Origin of the sequence: Paenibacillus arenilitoris (assembly GCF_014705655.1) — a bacterium.
Classification (GTDB): Bacteria; Bacillota; Bacilli; order Paenibacillales; family Paenibacillaceae; genus Pristimantibacillus; species Pristimantibacillus arenilitoris.
On record NZ_JACXIY010000013.1, the window covers coordinates 200729 to 223790 of the forward strand.

Consider the following 23062-nt stretch of genomic DNA (forward strand, 5'->3'; position numbering starts at 1 on the left):
TTTTGGAGGCGCCAAGACGGAGGAATCGAATAGATTTAAAATTCGTTTCATAGGAGAGGTAACGCAATGATAGAAGAAATTTCTTTCAACGATCAATGGTTGTTCACCAAGAAGAACGACCCATCCTTCTCTAGGGAGTTCATTCAAGAGGGGGTGACCGTCACCCTGCCGCATACGTGGAATCAAGCCGACGGGCAAGGCGGAAGCGAGCAATATTATCGCGGTCAATGCTGGTATCAGCGAACGTTGTCAATCTCTTCCGAGAACTTGACGAAACGGTTTTACTTGGAGATTGGAGCAGCAGGGAATATCGGTCAAGTGTATATCAACGGTAATCTGGCCGGCGAGAGCCGGTGCGGTTATTCGATGTTTCGAATCGCCTTGAATCCTTACTTAAAGGCGGGGAGTAATCTGATCGCTGTTATGGTTGATAACAGCTACCATAATGAAGTGTTCCCTCTTATGGCGGATTTTACGTTTTACGGAGGCCTATACAGGGAAGTAAAACTTCTCGTCATGGACGATATTCATTTCGACGTCATGGACAGCGGTCGTGATGGCGTTTATTTGACGCAGCGAAAAATCGGTCGTGATACCTTTGAACTGTTCGTTCACGGTACAGTCGCCAATGAATCCATGAAACCTCAAACGGGAACGATTCAGGTGAGGCTTATAGACCAAGAGGGAAACACCGTATTTGAAGCGGACTCTGATCTGGTGCTTGAAGGTGAAGCGAAATTTCGCATTCGCGGCGAGATATGCAATCCGGTGTTATGGGACGGCATCGAGCAGCCCTATCTCTATACGGCGGCGGTATCCGTCCACTCAAATGGGCAAATATGCGATGAGCGAAATATCGCAATTGGCTTTCGTACGGTGGAAGCCACGACCGACCGCGGCTTACTCTTAAACGGGAAGCCGATCAAGCTAAACGGCGTTTGCCGTCATCAGGATTACGGCGGTATGGGCAACGCGATAACCAAAGCGCAAATGGATGAAGATATGTCCTTGATCCGCGAAGTCGGAGCGAACAGCATTCGACTTGCGCATTATCAGCATGATGACTATTTTTATAGCTTATGCGACCGATATGGCTTGTTAGTATGGGCGGAAATTCCTTTTATCAGTGTTCCGTCTACCAAAGATCCCGATAATCATAACGCGGTCGAGCAACTGGAAAAACTTATAAAGCAAGCCTATAATCATTGCTCCATCTACTGCTGGGGCGTTCAAAACGAAATTACGATTGCCGTCGAAACGGAACACACCCATAAAGCGATCAAGAAGCTGACGGCGCTCTCCAAACAGCTGGACCCTAATCGTTTAACCGCGCAAGCCAATATCAATGGGGTTGAAGACGAAAGCATCATTAACAGATATACCGACATCGTCGGCTATAATTTATATTACGGCTGGTACTACGGCGAAATGAAAGATTTGGCAGAGCGGTTCGATGCCTTTCACCGTGTTAACCCTGATGTCCCTGTCATTCTATCCGAATACGGGGTGGATACAAACCCCAGGTTTCACGCTTATTCGCCTAAAGTTCAAGATTATACGGAGGAATATCAGCTATTATTCCATCATAATGCCCTTGAAACCATTAATCGGAGACCTTACGTACAAGGCGGTTATGTATGGAATATGTTCGATTTCGGCAGCGCGAATCGGCGGGAAGGAGGCGAGACCGGTAAAAACCTAAAGGGTCTTGTTACGATCGATCGTAAACTGAAAAAAGACGCCTTTTACCTGTATAAGGCATACTGGTCCAAGGTTCCATTCGTTCATCTGGCCGGCCGGCGGTTTGAAAATCGGCATATGGAACTGAACGATATCGTCGTCTTGACCAATTTGCACCATGTCAACGTATATAAAGGTACTCAACTCCTTGCCGAAATCAAGAACGATCAAACGATGAAAATCGTAAAAGACGTACCGCTTCCATTAGGAGAACATATAGTGAGAGTCGAGGGAATCGATGGCGAGGGCGGTGTCCATACAGATGAAATTCGGATATTCCGCAGACCCGAACTCGATCAAAGCTATGTCCATGTGAATCTGGAGAAGGCTAAAAATGTCGTGAATTGGTTTGAAAAATTCGACTTATCGAATGTCGAAAAAATAGAGTTGAAGGAAGGTTACTACTCGACTTTCGACACGATCGAAGACCTTTTGAGTAATGAAAAGGCTAGAGAGGTTTATCAGAAATATTTCGGGGAAAGGACGGATAACCCTTTCTTTGAGGTGATGAAAAGCGTCATGTCTATCGAGAAGATGGCCCAATTGGCACATTTTAATATTCCCCCGGAATTACTGGCCGTCATAAATAGAGAACTGAATGTGATTCGTAAGTCAAATTGATCATGTAGCTGCAACAGCGGAGCCGAATGTTATTCGGCTCCGCTATTTTATTTGTGAAACATCACAATGGGCCCTTTGGATTTGCTTTAACCAAAAATCAGGCGGTTCGTAGACAATGAGCGAGTAATCAAGTTCATGACCAAGAGGAGTCGCCAATTGAATAAGCAGCAATTTCTTTAAATCGGAAGGATGCAAATCGCCTGTTTTGACGGTCAACACTTGAACTCCATTTCGTTCGGGAGTCCCCACGACAATGATTTGGTTTCCTTTGGTATAGACATCGGTGACCGTTGTTTGAAAAACAACGATATACAGATCAAGGTCGGTTTTATTTTGAAACATGGGAAAATCAATGCCGACATGTTGTTTGAAATTCAGCTCGCCGGATATTCCGATGTCATACGTAGTAAACAGCCGATGCAGCGCGTAATGGATTCGATTAGGAACATAACTCCATCGGCCTCCCCAATAGGTGCTATGCCAATGTTCTTCATATACAATCATGTCGGTTCGGATGGCTCAAGCCGGTCCAATCGTGTTTCCAGCTCTTCAACCCGTTTATTTACCTCTTCTGAGACACTTGTATGGGAGTTCGGCAATGCTTGTGCATAAGAACTTGAGACGAACCCGAAGAAAGCTAATAATACGGATATACTAATCGCAAAGCTATTTCTTATAATTGTCATTTTTAACACCTCATAGTTAGGTTGATGCTTCTTAAGTATTTTTATGTAAGCACAATTTCCTTGAACGAACTGGGTACGATAGCTAAATTCACTCTTTTCGCGATTCGAACGTGTTCAAGGATTTTCAGATATCGCTAGACAAGCTGTTTAACTTGGAAGCCTAATGAGAAAAAGCCGATTGCCGCCGGGAATCGGTTTTTTTCTGCTCGGGAGGGTCGGCTGGTTAATTGCAACTTTTACCAATTCATATCGTCAAAAAAGATGATGGTATCTTTAAAATAACGGGGGGCCTATTATGAGGTTGCACAGACAATCATTGATCTTGATCGGGTGCTTGGTCATGGTTTCACTCGTCATTGTCATCTGTGTTTATGTCGGAAGCGATAAAGTCCCTAGCCAGGCGTCCATCGCAAAGCCAACCGGTACCGCTCAGCCGGAAGCGTCGGCGAAGCCGGAACGGAATTTCAACGTGAGCGAGTTTGCGACGGATACGAGCGAGCCGCATGTGCTGTGGCGGCAGGAGCAGCAATCCATTTATGTGCACAATCTCCATCTCTACTACACCTCAGACGGAGTCGATAAGCAAGTGATGTACGAATGGACGGAGCCGCATGCCGCGCATGCATGGCTGAACGGCGAGCACCTTCTTATCGGCGAGCAGCTTATAGAGAAGGGCTCGCGTGAAGATGGGAATCATGGAGCGTGGATGGCCGTACGTATCCGGCAGCCGAAGCCGGTGATCATCGCTCCGCGGGAAAAGAAGTTTTTTGGCCCGCAAGAGCTGCTGTCGGTGACGGCAATTGAACAGCCTGAATGGTTTGTCATCAAGACGCTTAACGGATCAAGCTTCTCCGAGCATGTATTTGATTTGTCCCGTGGCGAATGGGAGTCGCTGAATCGGAATACGATGGGAGGCGTCCCGGGAGACGTCCCGGGAAAGATACCAGATAAGGTTGAAGGCCTGCAAGTCATAACCGATGCGCAAGTGTTCCAATTATCGGATGGAACGACTGCTTATTCTTTCGTCGATAACGATGGCGGCCTCATTTACAGCAAAGCTCCTCATTATCTGGTGTGGAGGTATGCAGGATATGAGTTGATCGATATGAAGCTGATGGCGTTCATGGAGGAACCGCCGCAGCTGCTCGGACGGTTCCGAAGCCAGGACGGCGACGAGGTCGCATCGTTCGTGGGAGGCAACTTCGATACTATTCTTCAAGGAGAGCCGAGATTGTGGGAGGAGGATTGGCAGGCGCTGAATGCCTACACATTCACGCACAGGTCGCCAGAGAAGCTGGAGATCATTCAGTATGCTAGCGGTGATTCGACGGAAACAGGAACTGCTCCACCTCGCTATAAGCAGTATCCATTGGACGGAGCAACGTGGAAGTCCTCGCAAGGCTCGCTCTTGGAATACGAGATGGATGGCGAGACGAAGTATATTTCCTGGTACGATCTTCTTCATACGGAGAACGCCGATCCGAAGACGCTGTGGTCAGCGCCTCTTGACAATGCCGACTTCAAACAAGAAGAGCGGCCGCCCTACGATCCGGATTGGGTCAGTCATCAGGTGCTTGCATGGGACTTCGAACAAATGAACACGAATGCTCCGGTTCCCGAGGAGCTGGAACGGGCGGTGAACGAGGCTCACTTAGATTCCGACTACGGATTTGCGAAAACGTATCGGAAATTCGGTTCGCGGTGGTTCGCGCTCGTTGACGAGCATCTCTACGAGTATAAGGACGGTTCGCTTACGGCGATCGGAGACCTGCCGATTACCGTTTCCGTTACGGTCGGGGAAGGCTTCAGCGGCCGCGGAGCGAGAGATTTCACCCGCGTGAATGACGGCTGGATCGTCGCGGATACGGAAGGCTCGCGCGTGCTGAAGCTGAACGATAAGCTCGAGATTGTGAAGAGGCTCGAGATTCCTGCCCCTTATCGGATCACGGTAGAGGGAGGAATGCTGCACATTGCATCGACGGCGTACCGCTACACTACGGATGAGGAGCTTCAGCTTATGAACGCCGAGCCGCAGCCGTTTCAGACCGCAACGGCTGTGAACATGGCGTCGTACGACCATTTCCGTCCGCAGGAGTGGTATCGGGATAAGGTCAGCGGGCTCACGTGGTATTATCTCGACGGCTGGCTGTATCAATATGCGGAAGCGAAGCGGGAGTATCGCACCTTCTACATCGGCTATAACGAGAATGCGCGCGCGCAGACGCATATCGTTCCCTATGAAGACGAGGTGCTTGTGTTGCTCGACCGCCGGCTGGAGCGTTTTGACCGGCAGGGCAAGTGGATGAGCACATTGGCCTATCCGCGTTCCAAGCCGGACGGCATCTACGACCATACGACGCAAGGGGAGAACACACTGATCGTTGACGAAGCAGCAGACCTGTTGTACCTCGTTCAAGGCTACCGTATTCTTGCGCTGGATTGGAAACGGAACGAAGTCAAGACGGTTTTTCGCCAAAATTACGCCGATATCGGCAAGCCTGTGAAGTTTAACGGCAGCCTCTACTTTCTGCTTAGAAGCAACGAGAACGACCGTTACAAGCTGCTGCAGGAAGGTCTGAAGGCGGGCCAGCGGATGTATACGGAGATCGTGGCGCTCGATTTGCAGTCGCTGTCCGTAAGCCGCAAGGTAACGCCGGGCTATTACGAGACAATGGAGCTAAGCGAAGGCTCCGGCGATCCGCCAGCCTTTACGCTGCGCAGGTACAACTGATCCGTCAACAAAGCAGTTATGCGTAAGACGCGGCTTTTTAATATCTACAAAAACTTGACTTTGACACTAGTGTCATCCTTTATGATGATATTCATAATGACAAGGAAGGGGAGTGGAGCTTTGAAAATAAGTCAAATCGCTAAAATGACCGGGGTCAGTTCTCGATCCTTACGGCATTATGAGAAAAAAGGGCTGATAACGGTTTCTCGTCTCGACAATAATTATCGCGAGTTCGATGATTCGATTATCGAAGCTGTCAATACAATCCAACTTTATCTTCATTTAGGTCTAACAACCGACCAGATTAAAGATATTGTGTATTGCCCTGAAGATCTAAGGTATGACAAAACAGAAGACGAGTATTGCGAAGCGTTGCTGCAAATCTATGAAACCAAACTGAATGAAGTGATCCGGCAAAAAAGGGCGCTCGATGAGGCGCAAGTCCGTTTGGAAAAACAAATCAACCTAATGAAAGAAAACCGGGATAAATGGGTACACGAAGAGGAGGATGAACAATGACCATTCTAGTAACGGGAGCAACAGGAAATGTCGGTCGTCATATAGTCAACCAGCTTCTCGAGGCTGGCCATCATGTACGCGCACTCACGCGCAATCCGTCAAGCGCTAAGCTGCCCGAAGCCGTGGAAGTCGTGTATGGCGACCTTACGGAGCCAAAGACTGTTGCGCCAGCGTTGAACGGAGTTACGGCTATACACTTGATCACCTTCAATAGTGACGGTTACACCCCGCTGCAAACCGGACCCGAGATTGTTGAACTTGCTCGAAAGGCAGGAGTGCGGCGAATCACGGTTTTATGGAATGGCGAGAATGGGCCTGTGGAGAGGGCTGTAGAAGCCAGTGACCTCGAATGGACACTTCTCCAGCCTGTAGAGTTTATGTCCAATGCGCTTGGGTGGGCAGAATCTATCCGCTTGGAAGGTATTGTCCGGGAACCATTCGGCAACTCGCCCAGCGCTATGATCGACGTTGCCGACATCGCTAGCGTAGCGGTAGCCGCATTAGTCGGTGATGGCCACGCCGGAAAAACCTACACGTTGACTGGTCCGGAGGTACTGACGGTGTTCGATAAGGTTCGAATTCTCGGTGCGGTGGTCGGCAGGGAAATTCGGTTTGTCGAGCTCACCGAAGATCAAGCACGAGAACGTATGCGGGAGCAGGGAGCGTCAGAGGACGCCATCGATTTCGTCTTAGGATGGCATGCGAACCCTCCAAAATCCGGGTACACCGTGGTTCCAACCGTCGAGCAGGTTACTGGTCGTCCAGCACGAACCTTCGCACAGTGGGCCTCTGAACATGTGAAATATTTTAAAACTTCGTGAACCAAAAATGGACAAACGAATGAAAAAAGGTGGATGGAAACTTGGATAACAAATTAACTACTAGACAACAAAAACGGCAACAGGAGCGTGAAATTATTGAGGAATATCACAAATTGGTAACTGAAGAAGCCCTGGAACCCTTGTATCAGTCTTTTATGGAATGGAAATCAGGCTCTTTGCGATATTTTGAACTTACAGAGCTAATTCATCTCTTTCATAAGAAAAATCAGGATATATATAAGGACTTCTCATACACTGAGCATAATGAGCTGGTTCTTCTTGCTAAGTTGAAATTGGGACAATTAACAGAGAAGGATATTAATGAAAATAAGCGCTTTTTAGAGATCTTGGGATATGTGGATAGAAGCGCTGGATTAGAAGAATAGGTTAACCCAGGTGCTGGAGATCAAGGAAAACAAATACTTGAGGAACAGAACGGTGGCCTTCAATAAGAGGCTGCCGTTTTTTGAACGATTTGGCAGTTTAGTGGAACAGGCAGTGTATAATACAGTAAATGTTGAATGTTTTACCAAATCATTTGAAAAGAGGTAACGTGGATGCATATTGATAAGATTATTTTACCTTCGGAATGGGGCAGGGATATTTCTCACAAACACATAAAAAATGATAACACCACTGTTGCTGTGTTTTTCCCTGGGCAGAATTACTCATGTGAATTACCTCTTTTATACTATACGGGCAAATCCGCATATGATGAGGGCCATGATCTATTAATGCTTGAGTATGGCTATCAATCTGCAAGAACTGCTTTTGAAGAAGCGAAGGTTGATCAGTTGATTCAAGAATGCTACACCTCAATAAACCAGATAATCAATAATTATAATGATGTCGTATTTGTCAGCAAAAGTCTTGGAACTTACATAGCTGGTAAAACGGCTGAATTATTTAAAGAAAGATCGATAAGACATGTGTTCTTAACACCTATAAGATCAACAATCCCGATCATTGAGAAATTTGGCGGATTAGTTGTAAGCGGCACAAAAGATCCAGTATTTCATGAGGAAGATATTGAACATATCGAAGGATTTCCAAATACAGAAGTGCTTAGAATAAAAGATGCTAATCACGCATTAGAGGTAAGCGATTTGCATCAGTCTTTAGAGATATTGAAAAGCTTAGTGGAGGTATCTAGTCGGTTTTTCAATCATAAATAGCCCTTCCAAAGGACCGCCGGACAATTGTTCGAGCGGTCTTTGCTTCAGAGGCGCAGCGAGTAATGACTTCCCTAATAACTTGGTTTATAATGGAGTCCGAACACCAGTTCTGAGTATTTGGGGGAGTATTATGTTCGATTCTGTTGCTACGCTCTATTCAGATGTTTGAACTAAGGGTACGATGGTTTAACTTACTGGAAGGATAGTTTAATTAAAGACGTTTTTTATTGATCGCAATGAATTGATTTCGATTAGAATAAGATCACTTACAGTTGGAGTGTGATCGAAGAATCATATGGATAAGAAGATCAAACAGCTATTCACTCAAGATATATTAAGACAAGCCGCGGAACGTTACGGAATTCGCGAAGACTCGTTGAACGAATTAAATGGGTTTCAAAACTTCGTTTATTCCGGAATGGCCGGAGATCGTGAAGTTATTCTAAGAATTGCCCATGTCACGCATCGGAATGAAGCATTAACGAAAGCGGAATTAGATTTTATTATGTTTTTGGCGGAGTCCGGCGTAAAAGCAGCTAGACCGATTCAATCACTAACCGGTGATCTTCTTCATAGCATTGACGATGCTTTTGTTGCGACGGCCTTTGAGAAAGTCCCTGGCAGAAATGCGAAAATTGCCGAGGAGAGCAATACGTTTTATGAGAATATAGGTCAATTTGTTGGAAAAATACATAAGCTCTCCCTTCGCTATCCCTCCCAACATGTACGCTGCGAATGGAATGAGAATGCTTTATTGGCTTCATTTAAAAACTATTGTCCGTCAGAGTTACATGACCGTTTCGACCGTTTAATCGGGGAAGTTGGCGCTCTTTCCAAAGATAAAGATGCTTACGGCCTTATTCATGGGGATATTAGCTGCGGTAATTATCTGAATGATGGGGATAAGGCCCATATTATCGACTTTGACGAGGCGGAATATTGCTGGTTTGTTTCCGATATTGCCACGCCATTATTATACGAAATCCCTATCCCGTGGGTTGTGGACGGCGAGGCAAGGAAGGAGATTGCAAAGCGCTTTTTCTCCAACTTCATGAACGGCTATTGTAAAGAAAATACGATAAGTCAAGTATGGATAAAGAAAATACCTTTATTTATCGATTTAAGACAGGCTAGAGTTTTAGCCGCGCTATATAGAAGCAGAGATTTTAATGCTCCCGATTGGAGTGAATGGAATGAACAAGCTCGGCGCTTCTATTATTTGAACTTACTGAATAACACGCCATATATAGAGCTGGACTTTTCAAAAATTTAACGTTGGTCAGAAAGATTTCGTTACAATAACAGAAGAGTATTTGGATTGAAAGGAAGGGCCCGTATGAATTCAGTAGACGCCATCGTATGGAATTTGGAAGAGGTTCGCCGCCGAAGTTTGATGATATGGGAAAGCATACCTGCCGAATACCTTGATTGGAGACCGGATCGAGAAGCCATGAGCGTGAAAGAAATGATCCGGCACGTATTAGATAGCGAGCATTACTATCATCTTGCCATATTGAATCAAGGAAGTCTGGCTGACTATGAATCCCCCTATGAAAAACGTACGTTTACAACTCTCAAAGAGGAACTCAGCTTTTCAGATTCATATCGGAAAGGCTTCATGGATACGGTAAAATCGTACTCGCAAGAGGATTTATCGAACATAAAGATCGATCGAAGCGACGTCGGATATATTCGCCCATTAGGCGATATGCTTTTGAGAGTAGCCTACCATGAAGCCGTCCATGCCGGACAGCTATTAGATTACTTGAGAACGGCCGGAATCAAGCGTCCGAAAGTTTGGGATTAAAGACGGGGCTTCCGGCAAAAGCGGTGGCCTCGTCGTTTGGCAAAGAAAGGAGATTACTATGGAAACGTACGACGACGATCTCTATAAGTTTGAAGCGGAAGGAGCCGCACCGCTGCCGGACAAGATGGATCAAGGCTGGCTTGAACGCGACGGCGCGCGAATCTGGTACGCCACCTACGGGTCCGGCCCGGCCGTGATCCTGCTTCATGGCGGCCTGGGCCATAGCGGCAATTGGGGTTATCAAGTTCCATCGCTGGTGAGGAGCGGCTATCGTGCGGTTTTGGTAGACAGCCGAGGCCACGGCCGCAGCACGCGCGATGAGCGGCCGTTTAAGTATGAACGGATGGCATGCGATGTTTTGGCGGTAATGGATGCTTTGCGCCTTGAGAAGGCGGGTTTGGTTGGCTGGAGCGACGGGGCTGTCATTGCAATGATTCTCGCTATGCAAGCACCCTCACGCGTTGCGGGTGTCTTCTACTTTGGATGCAACATGGATCCGAGCGGTGCAAAAGAAATGAAGGAGATCACTCCGATCCTCGACCGGTGTCTCCGCCGACATGCGAAGGACTACGCTCAGCTATCGGCTACGCCAGATCAATTCGAGGCATTTTCTGATGCGGTCAGCCTCATGATGCAAACGGAGCCAAACTATTCGGCGTCCGATTTAGCTCGGATCGGCGTACCGGTGGCGATTGTGCATAGCGAGCATGATGAATTCATAAAGCGCGAACACGCCGAGTATCTTGCTCGAAGCATTCCAAACGCGGAATTCGTTAACCTATATGGTGTGAGCCATTTTGCACCGCTGCAGAGGCCCGAACTATTTAACGACCCGATGCTTGCGTTTTTGAGAAAAGTTCTGGCTTAAAACAAGAGTGCGGGCGTTTGAACTAAACGGGTACGTCAGCTGAATACAGACACTAAGGCAGCCGATCGGCTGCCTTTTCTATTCAAACGGGCAGTTAGTGAAATGAGCCTATAAAAGGGCTGAGATGCCCTGTTGTTTTTAGGCAGCCCATCCTTTAAGTTGGAAAAGCAGCTTATGGAATCGCAACGGTGTCGCATCATTTTAAAATATTGAATCTGGATGGAGGTTGTACGATCGTGAAAAAGATCCTTTTTCATAGTAATCTGTTCACGGGATAGGCAAAAGAGGTTGACGCACCGGAAGTCGTCATGTAAGATTATGGCATCGACAAAGGAGGTGGGCGCTATGAATAAAAACCGAATAGATGTTGTTTCGCAACTAGCCCCCTTTACGGAACAGATTTGCGTTTAGGATACGCCGTGCGCGTATCTGCTCTCATCTGACTATGGGTTGATTTGCCCATGGTCTTTTTTTATGATTTCAAATTCAGAAGCGATTATGGAGGCAAACAGATGTTGAAACTATTCGAGTATAACTGGCAAGTTCGGCAAGACTGGTTCGCTTGGTGCCAAGACGTTTCCGAAGAAGAGTTGCTCAAGAAGCGGACAGGCGGGATCGGAGGCATTTTGCACACGTTGTTTCATATTGCGGATGTGGAATTCAGTTGGATATCCGGTCTGCAAGGGAGGCCGGAGTTCACGGAGCCGTTCGAACACTATGCCAGTCTGCAGAAAGTGACGGATTTATCCGCCAGGTTCCACGAGGAAGTTCGTCCTTTTGTCATGTCGTGGACCAATGAAATGGAGTTGAAGGAGTTATTGGAGTTATCGCCCCAGGGGGAGACCGTAAACTTCAAATATGGTGAAATCATGCGGCATGTTATCGCCCATGAAATCCACCATATCGGTCAATTGTCCGTATGGTCGAGGGAAATAGGCAAAGACCCCGTGACGGCTAACCTCATTCGCCGGGGTTTGTTTTAACCGAATACCAAAGATTAGATTACTTAAGAACGGCTGGAATCAAGCGTCTGAAAGTTTGGGATTAAAGACGAGGCTGCCGGCAAGATCGGTGGCCTCATATAGGAGGCTGAAGGTTAGAAATGAAGGTGAAACGTATTGTCGCCAATATTGATACGCAGGATATCGCGGCAGCTAAACGCTTTTACGAGGAAGTGCTCGGCCTCGAATTATTGATGGATCATGGTTGGATAGGAACGTACGGCTCTCGTGAGAAGATGAGCATCCAAATTAGTTTCGCATCACAGGGAGGCTCTAATACGCCTACGCCTGATTTATCGATTGAAGTCGATGATATCGATGCTGCACTTGAACGCGTACAGGGAGCTGGGTTTCCGATTGAATACGGGCCAGTAGATGAGCCTTGGGGCGTTAGGCGCTTCTATGTCCGCGACCCATTTGGCAAGCTTGTCAATATTCTCGCTCATTTATAAGCTGCTTACTGGTTCAACTAACTTGGAAAACTTGGAACACAGCTCAAGCTGGCTAGTAAAAAAGTACCCCTTAGAATAGACATCAAAATAACCAGGGGTTATTCCAATGACTATTCTAAAGGGTGAACCTCAAAAATTGACAGCCCGGGTATGGTTTTAGCTAGCTAAATTGAGGGAGCAAATCCGAATGAACGGATAGCATTCTGTCAACTGCTATGTGAGCCGCTATTTTATTGGTGATTGCCGGGTCAAGATCAACTGCCTTATGAACGAATTCGACGTTTCCAGTAGCGGCTGCTTCAGCGATCATCTCATGAACGTCTGACAGTTGACGTATGACAGAAGCCAGATTGTCCGGGAAAGCGGGAATCTCAATCGGATTCCATTGACCATTCTCCACATGAACCGTAACCTCGACGATTCTCTCGGCTGGCAGATGCGGAATCGCTCCATTATTGCGCACGTTTAGGATATCGAACGTGCGGGATGCACCAGTTCCGAGCGTTAGCGCAACATCGACAGGATGCTCCCAGCTTGGATGACCAAAGAGTGCTTGCCAATCGGAGCTTTCGCCGGACGCAATGTCCTGTAATGCCTTCAGCCGCAGCTTACGCTCTTCCTCCGTGCCGTGATAAGGTGGCGTTGTCGCATAATGGATGTCAGGTTGCTCTGGTAAATATTCGGCATGGTGATCGACGGCGCCAGCCGCTACCGCACCGTATTGCTTCAACCATCGACGCATGACCGTAAGCTCTCGTTGCTTGTTGAGCGGCAATGCCGACCAATCGCCTTCACGCACGAACGAAACGAGTTCCGGCATTAGGTCCTTACCCGTCCTTCTATCCTTCATCGATACGACCCAGGCAAAGTGATTCAGTCCTGCCGTTACAATCTCAACCTCTTCCGCTTGTTTGCCAACGAGACCCGGCAAAAACGCATAACCATCGGGACCTAAATAAGCAATGTTGCAAAAGCCTGCTGCCCGGATCGACGTATACCTATCGATAGCCGTCACTACGCGCGGCATCGGGTTCGTCACGTCAAGCAATATGGCTTGAGGGCATAGTTCCTCCATATCGCGACATACATCGAGCAGCAACGTAATCGAGCGCAACGCGTTCATGAGTCCTCCGAGGCCGCCGCATTCCCGTGCCTGATTCGGCATATCCAGTTCGCTTAATATGTTGAAGTCCATTGCCCATCGACGCGCTCCTTGCGGCGATGCAGACACAATGACATAATCTGCTCCTGCAAGCACCTCTCGCCGATCGACGGCCGATGTAATGCGAATGGCAGAGCCGACGATTTTCGCAATTCGTTGACCCGCGCCGGCCATCGCTTCTACGGCTTCCGCGTTCGGATCGACTAGGACAAGCTCTCCTTCCATTAGCCGGTGTTTAATGATAACATCCTCCAGCACAGTAGGCGCGAAGACGAAGCTGCCCCCGCCGATTAATACAAATTTCATACCTTCCACCTTCTCCAATTACGCTATTTGTTCTGCGTGGCTTGCCATTCCTTGAATTGCTTCTGGTATTCGGCCACTACTTTATCGAGACCTGCAGCCTTCAAGCTTTCCAGCGCTGCAGGGAAATGCTTATCGTAAGGAACGACGCCCATCTTGATCGGAATGATACTCGATTTGACGACAGACAGCACATTGGCGTATTCGACTGCGATAGGCTCCGTATTAAGACGGAATCCTAAAACCGGCGAGAATTCAACCGGATTGGTCGGTTCTACAGATTGCGCCTTAAGATGCGCTTCTGGTGTGTTCGCATCGAACAGCATGTAGTTGATATTACCAATCATCCATGAATCGAAGTAGTAATTCTCATCGTTCTCGTCGTCGATAAATTCAATCGTTCGATCACCGACTTTATTGTAATGCGTACCTTCTTCACCATATAGGAACAGGTTATGATTATCTTTGTTACTGTAGAGCCAGTTCAAAAATTTGATAGACGCTTCCGGATGCTTGGCCGTTATCGGAACGGCATTCGTGTTGCCGAAAGCAAAAAATTGAAGCAGCGGCTTTTCAGATGCCAGGTAATTTTCGGCAACAACGGCTGTCGGGTTATTTTTAGAGATCGCAAGCGAAGCGTACAACGCTGCGTTCGTGGTGAACAGGAAGTCCCCCATCGACACGACCTTGTCACGCTCTTCTTTTTTGTAAGTTAGAATATCCGGGTTAATCAGCTTTTTCTCGTACAGCTTCCGGAAAAATTCAGCATCTTTCTTAAATTCCTCGCTCTCCAACCATGATGTTACGTTGCCATCCTGATCGACTTTGACGATGGAATCGCGGTAATCGACATAAAACGGCCAGGAATCATACGTGCGATGCAGGAAGTTAGGCGAACCGTCAGCTTCCGTCTGAATGTACAAATTTTTATCGGCGACCTTCCTCATCGCTTCCGCAGCTGAGATGAATTCATCTGCCGTTTGCGGGAATGCTACGCCCGCTTTATCGAGTAAATCTTGTCTGTAACCAACGGTCCCCATCTCGCCGCTGCCAGAAGTTTCAAAACGCCAGACGGCCGGTATGGAGTAAATTTTGCCATTGATCTTTGCGCCTTCCCATGCGTAATCAGGAATGATCTTCTTAAGATCCTGGCCATACTGATCGATCAGTTCGTCCAGAGGCTGGAGCGCTCCACGGCCTACATACGATCCAACAGGAACGGTTCCGTTCTCCATGACGTGAAGCAGTTCGAATTCTTCACCGGTGCTCAACATCAAGTTCGTCTTCTGATCCCAGGCATCCCAGGGAATATAATTAATCTCAAGTTTGACGTTGACGCCGTCCGCGATCAACTTCTCGTTCACGATCTTCACGACGTCGTCCAAGAACGGCTTAGCCGTACCGGGAACGACATAACGGACCGGCAAAACTTCCTCCTGGTTATTACTCGTTGCATTGCCTGAACTGCCCTCGTTGTTGTTACCTGTATTGCTGCATGCCATCAGAAATGTGAATAACATGGCAACGACCAGACATGCAGGAATCCCCCAAAGCTTCTTCATGTTTTTTCCCCTCTCTAAGATTATCTATTATATATAGCTTTTCAGCGATATACCTAACTTACCCTTTGACTGCGCCGACGATAAGCCCTTTGATAATAAAACGCTGCAGGAACGGATACAGGAAAACGATTGGACCGATCGTTATGATCGCGATCGCCATTTTGAACGATTCGGTCGGCGCCGTTATATTCGAAGCCGCAATGCCTTGCATTTGATTAATCATGTTGATTTCCGACTGCAGTTTGTACAGCAAATATTGAAGCGGATACAGGTTTTCTGAATCAATAAGCATGATGGCGTTAAACCAATTATTCCAATAACCTAGCCCATAAAATAATGCAATCGTAGCCAATACCGGCAGCGACAGAGGAAACACGATTCGAAAAGCAATATAAGCATCGTTTGCGCCATCGATTCTGGCCGACTCCAGGAGCGATTCCGGCAACTCCTGCATAAAGTTTTTGACCAAAAACAAATTAAACGGGCTGAATAACAGCGAGGGTATAATGAGCGCATATATATTGTCCTTGATACCGAGTAGATCATTGATCATATACCATGGCACAAGACCGGCATTAAAGAGCATGGTAATGAAGAAGATTAAGGCCAGTCGGTTGCGGTAGCGCACTTGACGGTTCGCAAGGGCATATCCGGCCATTCCTGTCATGACGACGGCTGCTAGCGTACCAACAAAAGTTACGAAAATGGAAATGCTATAGCTCTGCAGCAACTGACCGTTGCTTGAGAAAACGGATTTATAGGCTTCAAGTGAAAATTGCTCTGGAAAGAAGCTATAGCCGTTCTGCATAATCGTCTGTTCATCTGTGAACGATACGACGAGAACAAGCAACATTGGCAATGTGCATGCCAGTGCGAATAAGGTAATAAATATGGTGTTGACTGATTGAAACAGATCGATTCTTATGTTCATCCGAATATCCTCCCCCCATTAGAACATTGCGCTGTCTTTGTTCACTTTCTTCACGATCCAGTTCGCGGATAATACGAGAATGAAACCAACGATTGATTGATACATGCCGATTGCCATCGCAATAGCCGGGCTTCCAGAAGTTCGAAGCGTGCGATACGTATACGTATCGATAACGTCGGTTGTCGAATACAGCAAGCCATTATCGCCGATAATAGCGTAGAACATGCCGAAGTCGGAGTAGAAAATTTTCCCGATGGCGAGCAGAGTTAAGATGGATACGGTAGGCATGAGCATAGGTATCGTGATGGATTTGATCTGCTGCCAGCGATTTGCTCCATCCATTTTCGCCGCTTCATATAGCGAATCGTCAATGGACGTGATCGCCGCCAAATAGATGATCGCCGACATGCCCACTTCTTTCCATACGCTAAGACCAACCAAGATCCATGTCCAAGGCTTCGGATCGGCATACCAGTTATGGGGTTCACCGCCTAGCCTCTCAATAAAGTTGTTAATCAAACCATGCTCCGTTCCGAAGAACGAATATACAATGTAGCTGACAATAATCCACGACAAAAAGTATGGAAACAGTACGGTCGATTGCGAAATACGTTTGAATAATTTTGATCGTATCTCGTTCAATAAGATGGCAAAAGCAAGCGCAACGACCGTACCAAAGAAGATAGACAGTACATTTAACTTAATTGTGTTCCAGGTGACCATCGACGCCGCTGTCGAATTGAAAAAAAACTCGAAGTTTTTCCAGCCTACCCATTCGCTGTTGAATATCCCTTTCGTGTAATTGAATTTTTGAAACGCAATGACCATATAAGGCAGCGTCAAGTAACCATATATAATGGTGTAAAGCAAGGCCGGCAGCACCAGTAAATAAGAAACCGGATTCCTCCGGATATCGGTCAAAAAGCCGTAGCGTTTTAATCGTTTTGGAATGGCGTGTTCCATTGCGTGTATCCCCTTTCGTCATCTGTTGGTGTTCGTTTCACCTGTTTGTAGTATGAATTCTCTAGTTTTCGCTGGGTAGTTAAAAGGTTTAGAAACCGTTTAAAATCAAGAGATTTTGACCCTTTAAATTTCAGTCATCCTTTAATTTTTGCGAAATGAAGCCACTCCGGATTGCAAAAATCAGCTATCTCATTTAAAGTTTTATAATCAAATTGAAAACGTTTTTAAACGGAACCGGGAAGAATCAGGGGGCAACATCTTATGTGGGGAAAATCGTTTTTTCGTTATGCGGTATACCGTAAAATGCTCATGTATTTCGTTCTAATCGTTGCCTTGACTGTACTAGCCGTTAGCGGCACGCTCTACTTTATGTTTGCATCCAAGACCGAGCAAACGATTGGCAAACATGTCATATCCATGCTGCAGCAGACAAGCTATACCTCTAATGTCGTACAGGAGCAAGTCGGAACGATTGGTAGTCATTTGCTCAACAACCACCGCATTATAACGGTATTGATGAACAAGCATCTTGACCGGGTTCAGGAGCATGAAGCGATGAATATTTTGACCGACATTCAGTCAACGTACCCTTTCATCAAACATTTAGGCATCTACAATGACAATACGAAACGTTATTTAAGCACGGCGGGAACACCTTACGAGTTGAATGATAAAGAGAAAAAGCAATTGACGAGTATGACCGAGCTTGACTATATGAGCTATTTCTCACAAAAACTCCTTCCATCCTATTCCATGAACACAAAAGCAGTAGAGAATGTGATTACTTTTATATTAAGACCCAAGTACGCGCTTACGTCCTCTGATAAAGGCGCTATTCTCATTCACGTGGATGAAAAATACATTCTGAAAACCATCCGGTCGATCAGCAGTGGCAGCGACAACGTTTTCGTCATGGATAGCAATGGGCTTGTTTTATCCCATACGGACCCCAACCAATTCATGAAACGATTTGACGAGCAGCCTTATATTCAGCGCATTCTGGATTATGAAGGATCATCCAGCCACTTCAAAGCAAACATCGACGACAGAAACCAGCTGGTAACTTTCGTTCAATCGAGCCAGATGAATTGGTACTTTGTCAGCATCAAGCCCTATGATGAGCTGATAAAGGATATTGCTGCCTTAAGAGGGTATACGATGCTTGTTGCAATTGCCATTCTAGCACTCGGCGCCCTAACTGCGTATGTCGCCACAAATAAGCTGTATAACCCACTTGGGCGGCTCATTGGCAAAGTGAATGACGTCACGGGGAGAGTCTATTCGGACGAAAAGAAAAATCGCAACGAATTCTCTCTGCTCTCTGAGGCGTTCACGAACGTCGTAGATCAGGCGATGACGGTAGAGACGGCTCAAAAGCAGTCTTTTCCGGTGTTGAAGAAGACTTATTTGCAGCATCTGCTGCGCGGCACGCACGCGGATCTTTCATCGACGCATATCCTCAACTCAGCGATTAACAAGGCATTCTCGAGCGCCTATTATATGGTCGTTGTGGCTGCCATCGACTGCTACGAGGAATTTGAACGGAAAAACGATCAGACCAAGCAAGGTTTGTATCGATTTTCAATTAACAACATTAGCAGCGAATTGCTTGCCAAGCATGCTCCTAACGAATCGATCGTAGTGGATGAACGAACGATGGGCATTCTAATGCTTCCTGAAGCTCCGATTGATCCGGACAAGCTTCTGCTTACGTTGACGGAAGTTCAAGAAGTGATTCGCAGCTATTTCCACTTTACGGTTTCTTTCGGGGTAGGCAATTTGGTGACTGACCGTAACGATATTCAGCAGTCGTTCGCGTCAGCGTATGAATACGTCAAATACCGCTTCTTCTATGGTCGACAATCGGTCATCCAGGCGAATCTTTTGCAAAACAAGCCATACTCGTCCCACGCCTACCCTGCACAGACAGAGAAGAAACTAATCGAAGCGCTAAGGCTGAGTCATGCCGAAAAAATCGAGCAGACGCTCAGTCAATTTATTGAGCAGCTACAAGTCATGAACTATTATCAGGCATTCTTATGCGCCAACCAGCTTCTTGGCTCACTGCACCGCCACTTTGAGGAAACGCTGCCCATTATGCAGGAACATTCCAAGGAATACTACACTACGGTTCATGCGCTGCAACATGTCGAAACGCTCGAAGAGGTGCAGTCGCAGCTTAGAAAATTCTGTATGCTCATACAAATGCTTGGCGAGAAAAAACAGCCGGGCAGATCAGATAGCATGATTGATTCCGTATGCGCCTATTTGCAGGAGCATTATCATAATCCCGATCTCGGCATTGAGACGGTCGCCCAAATGGTTCAATTGTCGCCGGGTTATCTCGGCAAGCTATTCCGTAGCCATACACAAACGTCTTTCAATGATTATTTAAAAAATATCCGTATAGAAAAAGCGAAGAAGCTGCTGCTCTCCACAAATGAATCCGTTGCCGTCATTAGCGAGAAAGTCGGTATTATAAACACGACGTATTTCTTCACGCTATTCAAAAAAACAACGGGCCTTTCACCAACCCAGTTTCGCGAGCAGCATGAGAACATGAACTAGGTTCTGTCTGAATCGCTGCCCTAAGTGGCATGAACGATTTCCTCTCCGGCGAATACAGTAATAGAACAGGCCGAAAGGGGGAACAGCACATGGCAACCATTACGTTGGCGGCGGTCGGAGACCTGCTGATGAGGGGGGCGATCATCGAGTCGGCGAGGCGGTCGGATCGCACCAAGAAGAAGGAAAGCTACGCATTCGGACCAATGTTCGCGAAGGTAGCGCCCCATTTGAGGAAGCCGGACGTGACGATCGGAAACCTGGAGACGACCTTCTCCGGCAGGCGCTGGTTCGAGCAAGGCGCGGGGAAGCGTTACAAATACGAACGGAAAAGCCGCATCGGCTACCCGATGTTCAATTGCCCGGATGAGCTCGCGCGGACGCTGAAGCATCTTGGCTTCGACGTCCTGACGACGGCGAACAATCACTGCATGGACGGCGGCCCGGCCGGCTTGAAGCGAACGTTGCGCGTGCTCGACAAGCAAGGCCTGCGCCACACGGGCACTGCCCGCTCGCCCGAAGAATCGAGGCGGCTTCTCATCGTTCGCGCCAAGGGAATCAAGCTCGGCATTCTCGCCTACACGTACGGGACCAATTCGCTGCCGGTTCCGGAGCCGTGGCTCGTGAATCGAATCAGGCACAAGCAAATCATTGCGGATATAAGGCGGTTGAAGAAACAATCGGATGCCGTTATCGTCTGTCTGCACTTCGGAAAGGAATTTAAGCGCGTCCCGAACGACAGGCAGCGGAGCCTTGTCCGGCTGCTGCTGAGGCATGGCGCCAATGCGGTGCTGGGCGCGCATCCTCACGTGCTTCAGCCCGTCACGAAGAGCAAAGTGAAAGACAGGTACGGCAAGGTCCGCACGCGGGTCGCCGCCTATTCGCTCGGCAACTTCATCTCGGACCGGCTGCGCGGAAACGTACACACGCTCCGCGGCATGATTTTGACACTGACCATTCGGAAGGACCGCAGCGGGAAGACCGATATTACGAAGGTCCATAAGCTCCGTACGATCGTCAAGCAGGGTAGCGCAAAGGGGCGGGCCGTTTTCCGGATCGACGTCGATTTGACCCCCAAAGCTTAAAAAGGGAATGGCCCTGTCCCCAAGTTTAATTCGTAACATTCCGGCTGCGGCTGTTCATTCCCGAAAAGAATCTTCATCTTCGCCAAAACGGCGATATTGAAGATTTTTTTGCGCGTAATTCGGGACAGGCTCAAGCACGAGTTGTTGGTTATGCTGAAAACCCCGAATTTCCCTTGCTGGCTTGTGATCAGATCCTTTCAAAAACTGAGAAATTGTTGGAAAGTTGGTTAATAGGATCGACCAGAAATGCTTACTGAGCAGAGTGCATAACCGGAACATTTGTTCTTCATTCCCAAGGTAGATGATGGTATAATAGGGAAAGACAATTGAATCTCGGGTGGGCATGGTTTCCCTTCGAAAGGAGGTGAGGCCATGGAGGTTAAGGATGCCTTAACGATCATGTTTCTGTTTGGATCGTTTATCCTTGCACTACTAACATACATCAACTCAAACAACAAGAGAAAGTAAAAACCCACCCTATGGTGAGCGCCCAGGTGGGTTTTTAGTCCTATTCAACTAAGAAGGGATACCCCATCCAAGCCGATTGTTCGCCGAGTGTTAGCCGCACTCGGCTTCTTTAAAAATATGATAACACAATTGGAAAAAGAAGTGAACCAGAAAAAGCTTTTAAATCGTATGTGAGCGGCTCAAAGAAGCGTTATCTTCGTCTAAGACCATATTCATGCACCAACTATGGCAATAGTTTTCATTTTTCGTTAACTCCTTGTCTTGATATATTAAAGAAACATGCGTTGCTCTTGTCGCAGCAGCTATGGTGGCTTGGTCTTACCTCAAATAAGCCAAGAAGATTGCATTATTTGCAGTTGGTGGATCTCAGTCTTTCGAAGGAGCGTTACGCTAAGGGGTACGATAGTGAAATGATTATGACTGGAGCAGGCGCCGCGGCGACCTGCTTCTGATCGTTGAAGTAACGAACAGATTAGACGAATAAAAGCGCTTGCGAGGGAGTCGATAAAGGGGAATGGGAAGTTCGAATCAATGGGATGCAGAATGGGAAGTATCAGAAGAATTGGCTCATAAATTAATAAGCAATCAGTTTCCACAGTTAGCTTCAAAAAGCGTAAAAAAACTAGGACATGGTTGGGATAACACTGTTTTTCTTGTCGGGGCTGAATATGTATTTCGCTTTCCAAGAAGGAAAGTTGCACTTAGTTCTTTAAGGATGGAAGGAAAGATATTACCTAAGCTTAAAGATTATATTTCCATAGCCTATTCTTTACCTATGTTTTTTGGGGAAGGGGACTATGATTATCCTATGCCGTTCCTTGGCTACCCCTATTTATCCGGGGAGTTTCCAGTCGGCTTAACTGACAAACAACGTGCGTTCTCAGCAACAACGCTCGCACAATTTTTAAAAGGTTTGCATGCATTCCCCGTGAAAGTAGCTCGAGAAATTGGAGTTCAACATGACCATAGAAATCTGACTGATATAGCGCTGCGTAAGGAAAAAATGCATAAATGCATTACCGACCTTGCCCGTCATTTTAGTAAAGAAGAGTATCATGCCATAACGAATTATTTGGAACAGCTCAGAACTGAAAGAGTGAAACCAAAGCACGTATTCCTACATGGTGACCTTCATTTTAAAAATATACTGGTAGAAAAAAATGGAAAAGTTTCAGGGGTTATTGACTGGGGAGATGTCAATATAGGACATCCTGCTTGTGACTTGAATGTTGTGTATAGCTTTTTACCTCCGGAAGCGCGTGCTGACATTTTCAATGTATATGGGGATGTAGATGAAGAAACGAAGATATTAGCTCGATTGATTGCCATGTATATTCCAACTGGGATAATGATGCAGGCAATTGATGACAATGATGAGAGGTTAGTTGATGAGGCAAAAGCGAACATAAAACGTGCTCTCGCTGATTAAGAAATGTCATTAAAATGTCATTACGCTAAAGAATACGATAGTTCAATCTTCAAGACGGCAGCCGGTCATACGATAGGGCGCTATTTTCGTTGAAGAAACGACAGGATAACGGATATAAGCTCTTGACTTGATACAAGTCTTGGATTACAATTTTTATTTTATTTAATGAGGAG

The 23062-nt window shown here is 46.8% G+C and carries 20 protein-coding genes; 15 read left to right on the plus strand and 5 right to left on the minus strand.

The genetic code is table 11. The annotated features are described in order from the left end of the window. Positions 1 to 66 precede the first annotated feature (66 nt). On the plus strand, positions 67 to 2361 hold the full coding sequence (locus IDH41_RS10935; protein WP_190860911.1) for a glycoside hydrolase family 2 protein: 2295 nt from the start codon (positions 67 to 69) through the stop codon (positions 2359 to 2361). Positions 2362 to 2403: 42 nt separating this feature from the next. Here the strand turns inward: IDH41_RS10935 and IDH41_RS10940 are convergent, their stop codons facing one another. Continuing rightward, positions 2404 to 2865 (minus strand): hypothetical protein, encoded by a 462-nt coding sequence (locus tag IDH41_RS10940; RefSeq protein ID WP_190860912.1) that lies wholly within the window; start codon positions 2863 to 2865, stop codon positions 2404 to 2406. Between the two features lie 477 nt (positions 2866 to 3342). Here IDH41_RS10940 and IDH41_RS10945 point away from each other — a divergent pair, with 477 nt between their 5' ends. The 10 genes from IDH41_RS10945 (at position 3343) to IDH41_RS10990 (ending at position 12421) form a co-directional block, all read left to right on the plus strand. Then, a complete protein-coding gene (locus tag IDH41_RS10945) occupies positions 3343 to 5778 on the plus strand; it encodes a hypothetical protein (RefSeq protein WP_190860914.1) in 2436 nt (811 codons plus the stop codon). A 120-nt stretch (positions 5779 to 5898) separates the two neighbouring features. After that, positions 5899 to 6297 (plus strand): MerR family transcriptional regulator, encoded by a 399-nt coding sequence (locus IDH41_RS10950; protein ID WP_190860915.1) that lies wholly within the window; start codon positions 5899 to 5901, stop codon positions 6295 to 6297. Next, a complete protein-coding gene (locus tag IDH41_RS10955) occupies positions 6294 to 7118 on the plus strand; it encodes an NAD(P)H-binding protein (RefSeq protein WP_190860916.1) in 825 nt (274 codons plus the stop codon). Before IDH41_RS10950 ends, IDH41_RS10955 begins: the two co-directional genes overlap by 4 nt. A 41-nt stretch (positions 7119 to 7159) precedes the next feature. Next, on the plus strand, positions 7160 to 7504 hold the full coding sequence (locus IDH41_RS10960; RefSeq protein ID WP_190860917.1) for a hypothetical protein: 345 nt from the start codon (positions 7160 to 7162) through the stop codon (positions 7502 to 7504). 171 nt (positions 7505 to 7675) lie between these two features. Then, positions 7676 to 8293 carry an alpha/beta hydrolase gene (locus IDH41_RS10965; protein WP_190860918.1) on the plus strand — a complete coding sequence of 206 codons (618 nt, stop codon included), beginning with the start codon at positions 7676 to 7678 and terminating at the stop codon, positions 8291 to 8293. A 295-nt stretch (positions 8294 to 8588) separates the two neighbouring features. Further along, positions 8589 to 9566: a phosphotransferase enzyme family protein gene (locus IDH41_RS10970; RefSeq protein ID WP_190860919.1), complete on the plus strand. Its 978-nt coding sequence runs from the start codon at positions 8589 to 8591 to the stop codon at positions 9564 to 9566. Between the two features lie 63 nt (positions 9567 to 9629). Beyond that, entirely contained in the window at positions 9630 to 10100 is a 471-nt protein-coding gene (locus tag IDH41_RS10975; protein ID WP_190860920.1) for a DinB family protein, read from the plus strand. A gap of 58 nt (positions 10101 to 10158) precedes the next feature. Next, positions 10159 to 10968 (plus strand): alpha/beta fold hydrolase, encoded by an 810-nt coding sequence (locus IDH41_RS10980; RefSeq protein WP_190860922.1) that lies wholly within the window; start codon positions 10159 to 10161, stop codon positions 10966 to 10968. 512 nt (positions 10969 to 11480) lie between these two features. Further along, complete coding sequence (locus tag IDH41_RS10985) at positions 11481 to 11951, plus strand: DinB family protein (RefSeq protein WP_190860924.1); 471 nt, start codon at positions 11481 to 11483, stop codon at positions 11949 to 11951. 119 nt (positions 11952 to 12070) lie between these two features. Beyond that, positions 12071 to 12421 (plus strand): VOC family protein, encoded by a 351-nt coding sequence (locus tag IDH41_RS10990; RefSeq protein WP_190860926.1) that lies wholly within the window; start codon positions 12071 to 12073, stop codon positions 12419 to 12421. A gap of 160 nt (positions 12422 to 12581) precedes the next feature. On the opposite strand, the gene IDH41_RS10995 is transcribed toward IDH41_RS10990, so the two are convergent. Genes IDH41_RS10995 through IDH41_RS11010 form a run of 4 tightly spaced genes read right to left on the minus strand, consistent with a single transcriptional unit; the run spans position 12582 to position 17342 of the window. Next, positions 12582 to 13889: a family 4 glycosyl hydrolase gene (locus IDH41_RS10995; RefSeq protein WP_190860927.1), complete on the minus strand. Its 1308-nt coding sequence runs from the start codon at positions 13887 to 13889 to the stop codon at positions 12582 to 12584. A 23-nt stretch (positions 13890 to 13912) separates the two neighbouring features. Then, positions 13913 to 15448 carry an extracellular solute-binding protein gene (locus IDH41_RS11000; RefSeq protein ID WP_190860929.1) on the minus strand — a complete coding sequence of 512 codons (1536 nt, stop codon included), beginning with the start codon at positions 15446 to 15448 and terminating at the stop codon, positions 13913 to 13915. 58 nt (positions 15449 to 15506) lie between these two features. Further along, complete coding sequence (locus IDH41_RS11005; protein WP_190860931.1) at positions 15507 to 16379, minus strand: carbohydrate ABC transporter permease; 873 nt, start codon at positions 16377 to 16379, stop codon at positions 15507 to 15509. 18 nt (positions 16380 to 16397) lie between these two features. Beyond that, positions 16398 to 17342 carry an ABC transporter permease gene (locus IDH41_RS11010; protein WP_190860932.1) on the minus strand — a complete coding sequence of 315 codons (945 nt, stop codon included), beginning with the start codon at positions 17340 to 17342 and terminating at the stop codon, positions 16398 to 16400. Between the two features lie 261 nt (positions 17343 to 17603). Between IDH41_RS11010 and IDH41_RS11015 the strand changes: the two genes are divergently transcribed. The 4 genes from IDH41_RS11015 to IDH41_RS11025 all read left to right on the plus strand — a co-directional run bounded on the left by IDH41_RS11015 (position 17604) and on the right by IDH41_RS11025 (position 22889). Next, positions 17604 to 19910, plus strand: coding sequence for a helix-turn-helix domain-containing protein (locus IDH41_RS11015; RefSeq protein ID WP_190860934.1), 2307 nt, complete (start codon positions 17604 to 17606; stop codon positions 19908 to 19910). Positions 19911 to 19999: 89 nt separating this feature from the next. Beyond that, positions 20000 to 20992, plus strand: a complete 993-nt coding sequence (locus tag IDH41_RS11020; protein WP_190860936.1) for a CapA family protein — start codon at positions 20000 to 20002, stop codon at positions 20990 to 20992. 372 nt (positions 20993 to 21364) lie between these two features. Continuing rightward, a complete protein-coding gene (comI, locus tag IDH41_RS31285; RefSeq protein ID WP_219930283.1) occupies positions 21365 to 21460 on the plus strand; it encodes a competence inhibitor ComI in 96 nt (31 codons plus the stop codon). Between the two features lie 514 nt (positions 21461 to 21974). Beyond that, entirely contained in the window at positions 21975 to 22889 is a 915-nt protein-coding gene (locus tag IDH41_RS11025) for a phosphotransferase (RefSeq protein ID WP_190860938.1), read from the plus strand. Positions 22890 to 23062 lie beyond the last annotated feature (173 nt).

What these genes read in the sequence shown, in the direction of transcription:
- IDH41_RS10970 (WP_190860919.1), top strand. Translation starts at nt 8,589, where the DNA reads ATGGATAAGAAGATCAAACAGCTATTCACTCAAGATATATTAAGACAA.
- IDH41_RS11010 (WP_190860932.1), bottom strand. Translation starts at nt 17,342, where the DNA reads ATGGAACACGCCATTCCAAAACGATTAAAACGCTACGGCTTTTTGACC.
- IDH41_RS11025 (WP_190860938.1), top strand. Translation starts at nt 21,975, where the DNA reads ATGGGAAGTTCGAATCAATGGGATGCAGAATGGGAAGTATCAGAAGAA.
- IDH41_RS11005 (WP_190860931.1), bottom strand. Translation starts at nt 16,379, where the DNA reads ATGAACATAAGAATCGATCTGTTTCAATCAGTCAACACCATATTTATT.
- IDH41_RS10945 (WP_190860914.1), top strand. Translation starts at nt 3,343, where the DNA reads ATGAGGTTGCACAGACAATCATTGATCTTGATCGGGTGCTTGGTCATG.
- IDH41_RS10935 (WP_190860911.1), top strand. Translation starts at nt 67, where the DNA reads ATGATAGAAGAAATTTCTTTCAACGATCAATGGTTGTTCACCAAGAAG.
- IDH41_RS10985 (WP_190860924.1), top strand. Translation starts at nt 11,481, where the DNA reads ATGTTGAAACTATTCGAGTATAACTGGCAAGTTCGGCAAGACTGGTTC.
- IDH41_RS11000 (WP_190860929.1), bottom strand. Translation starts at nt 15,448, where the DNA reads ATGAAGAAGCTTTGGGGGATTCCTGCATGTCTGGTCGTTGCCATGTTA.
- IDH41_RS10980 (WP_190860922.1), top strand. Translation starts at nt 10,159, where the DNA reads ATGGAAACGTACGACGACGATCTCTATAAGTTTGAAGCGGAAGGAGCC.
- comI (WP_219930283.1), top strand. Translation starts at nt 21,365, where the DNA reads ATGGAGGTTAAGGATGCCTTAACGATCATGTTTCTGTTTGGATCGTTT.
- IDH41_RS10975 (WP_190860920.1), top strand. Translation starts at nt 9,630, where the DNA reads ATGAATTCAGTAGACGCCATCGTATGGAATTTGGAAGAGGTTCGCCGC.
- IDH41_RS11015 (WP_190860934.1), top strand. Translation starts at nt 17,604, where the DNA reads ATGTGGGGAAAATCGTTTTTTCGTTATGCGGTATACCGTAAAATGCTC.
- IDH41_RS10995 (WP_190860927.1), bottom strand. Translation starts at nt 13,889, where the DNA reads ATGAAATTTGTATTAATCGGCGGGGGCAGCTTCGTCTTCGCGCCTACT.
- IDH41_RS11020 (WP_190860936.1), top strand. Translation starts at nt 20,000, where the DNA reads ATGGCAACCATTACGTTGGCGGCGGTCGGAGACCTGCTGATGAGGGGG.
- IDH41_RS10965 (WP_190860918.1), top strand. Translation starts at nt 7,676, where the DNA reads ATGCATATTGATAAGATTATTTTACCTTCGGAATGGGGCAGGGATATT.
- IDH41_RS10940 (WP_190860912.1), bottom strand. Translation starts at nt 2,865, where the DNA reads ATGATTGTATATGAAGAACATTGGCATAGCACCTATTGGGGAGGCCGA.
- IDH41_RS10955 (WP_190860916.1), top strand. Translation starts at nt 6,294, where the DNA reads ATGACCATTCTAGTAACGGGAGCAACAGGAAATGTCGGTCGTCATATA.
- IDH41_RS10990 (WP_190860926.1), top strand. Translation starts at nt 12,071, where the DNA reads ATGAAGGTGAAACGTATTGTCGCCAATATTGATACGCAGGATATCGCG.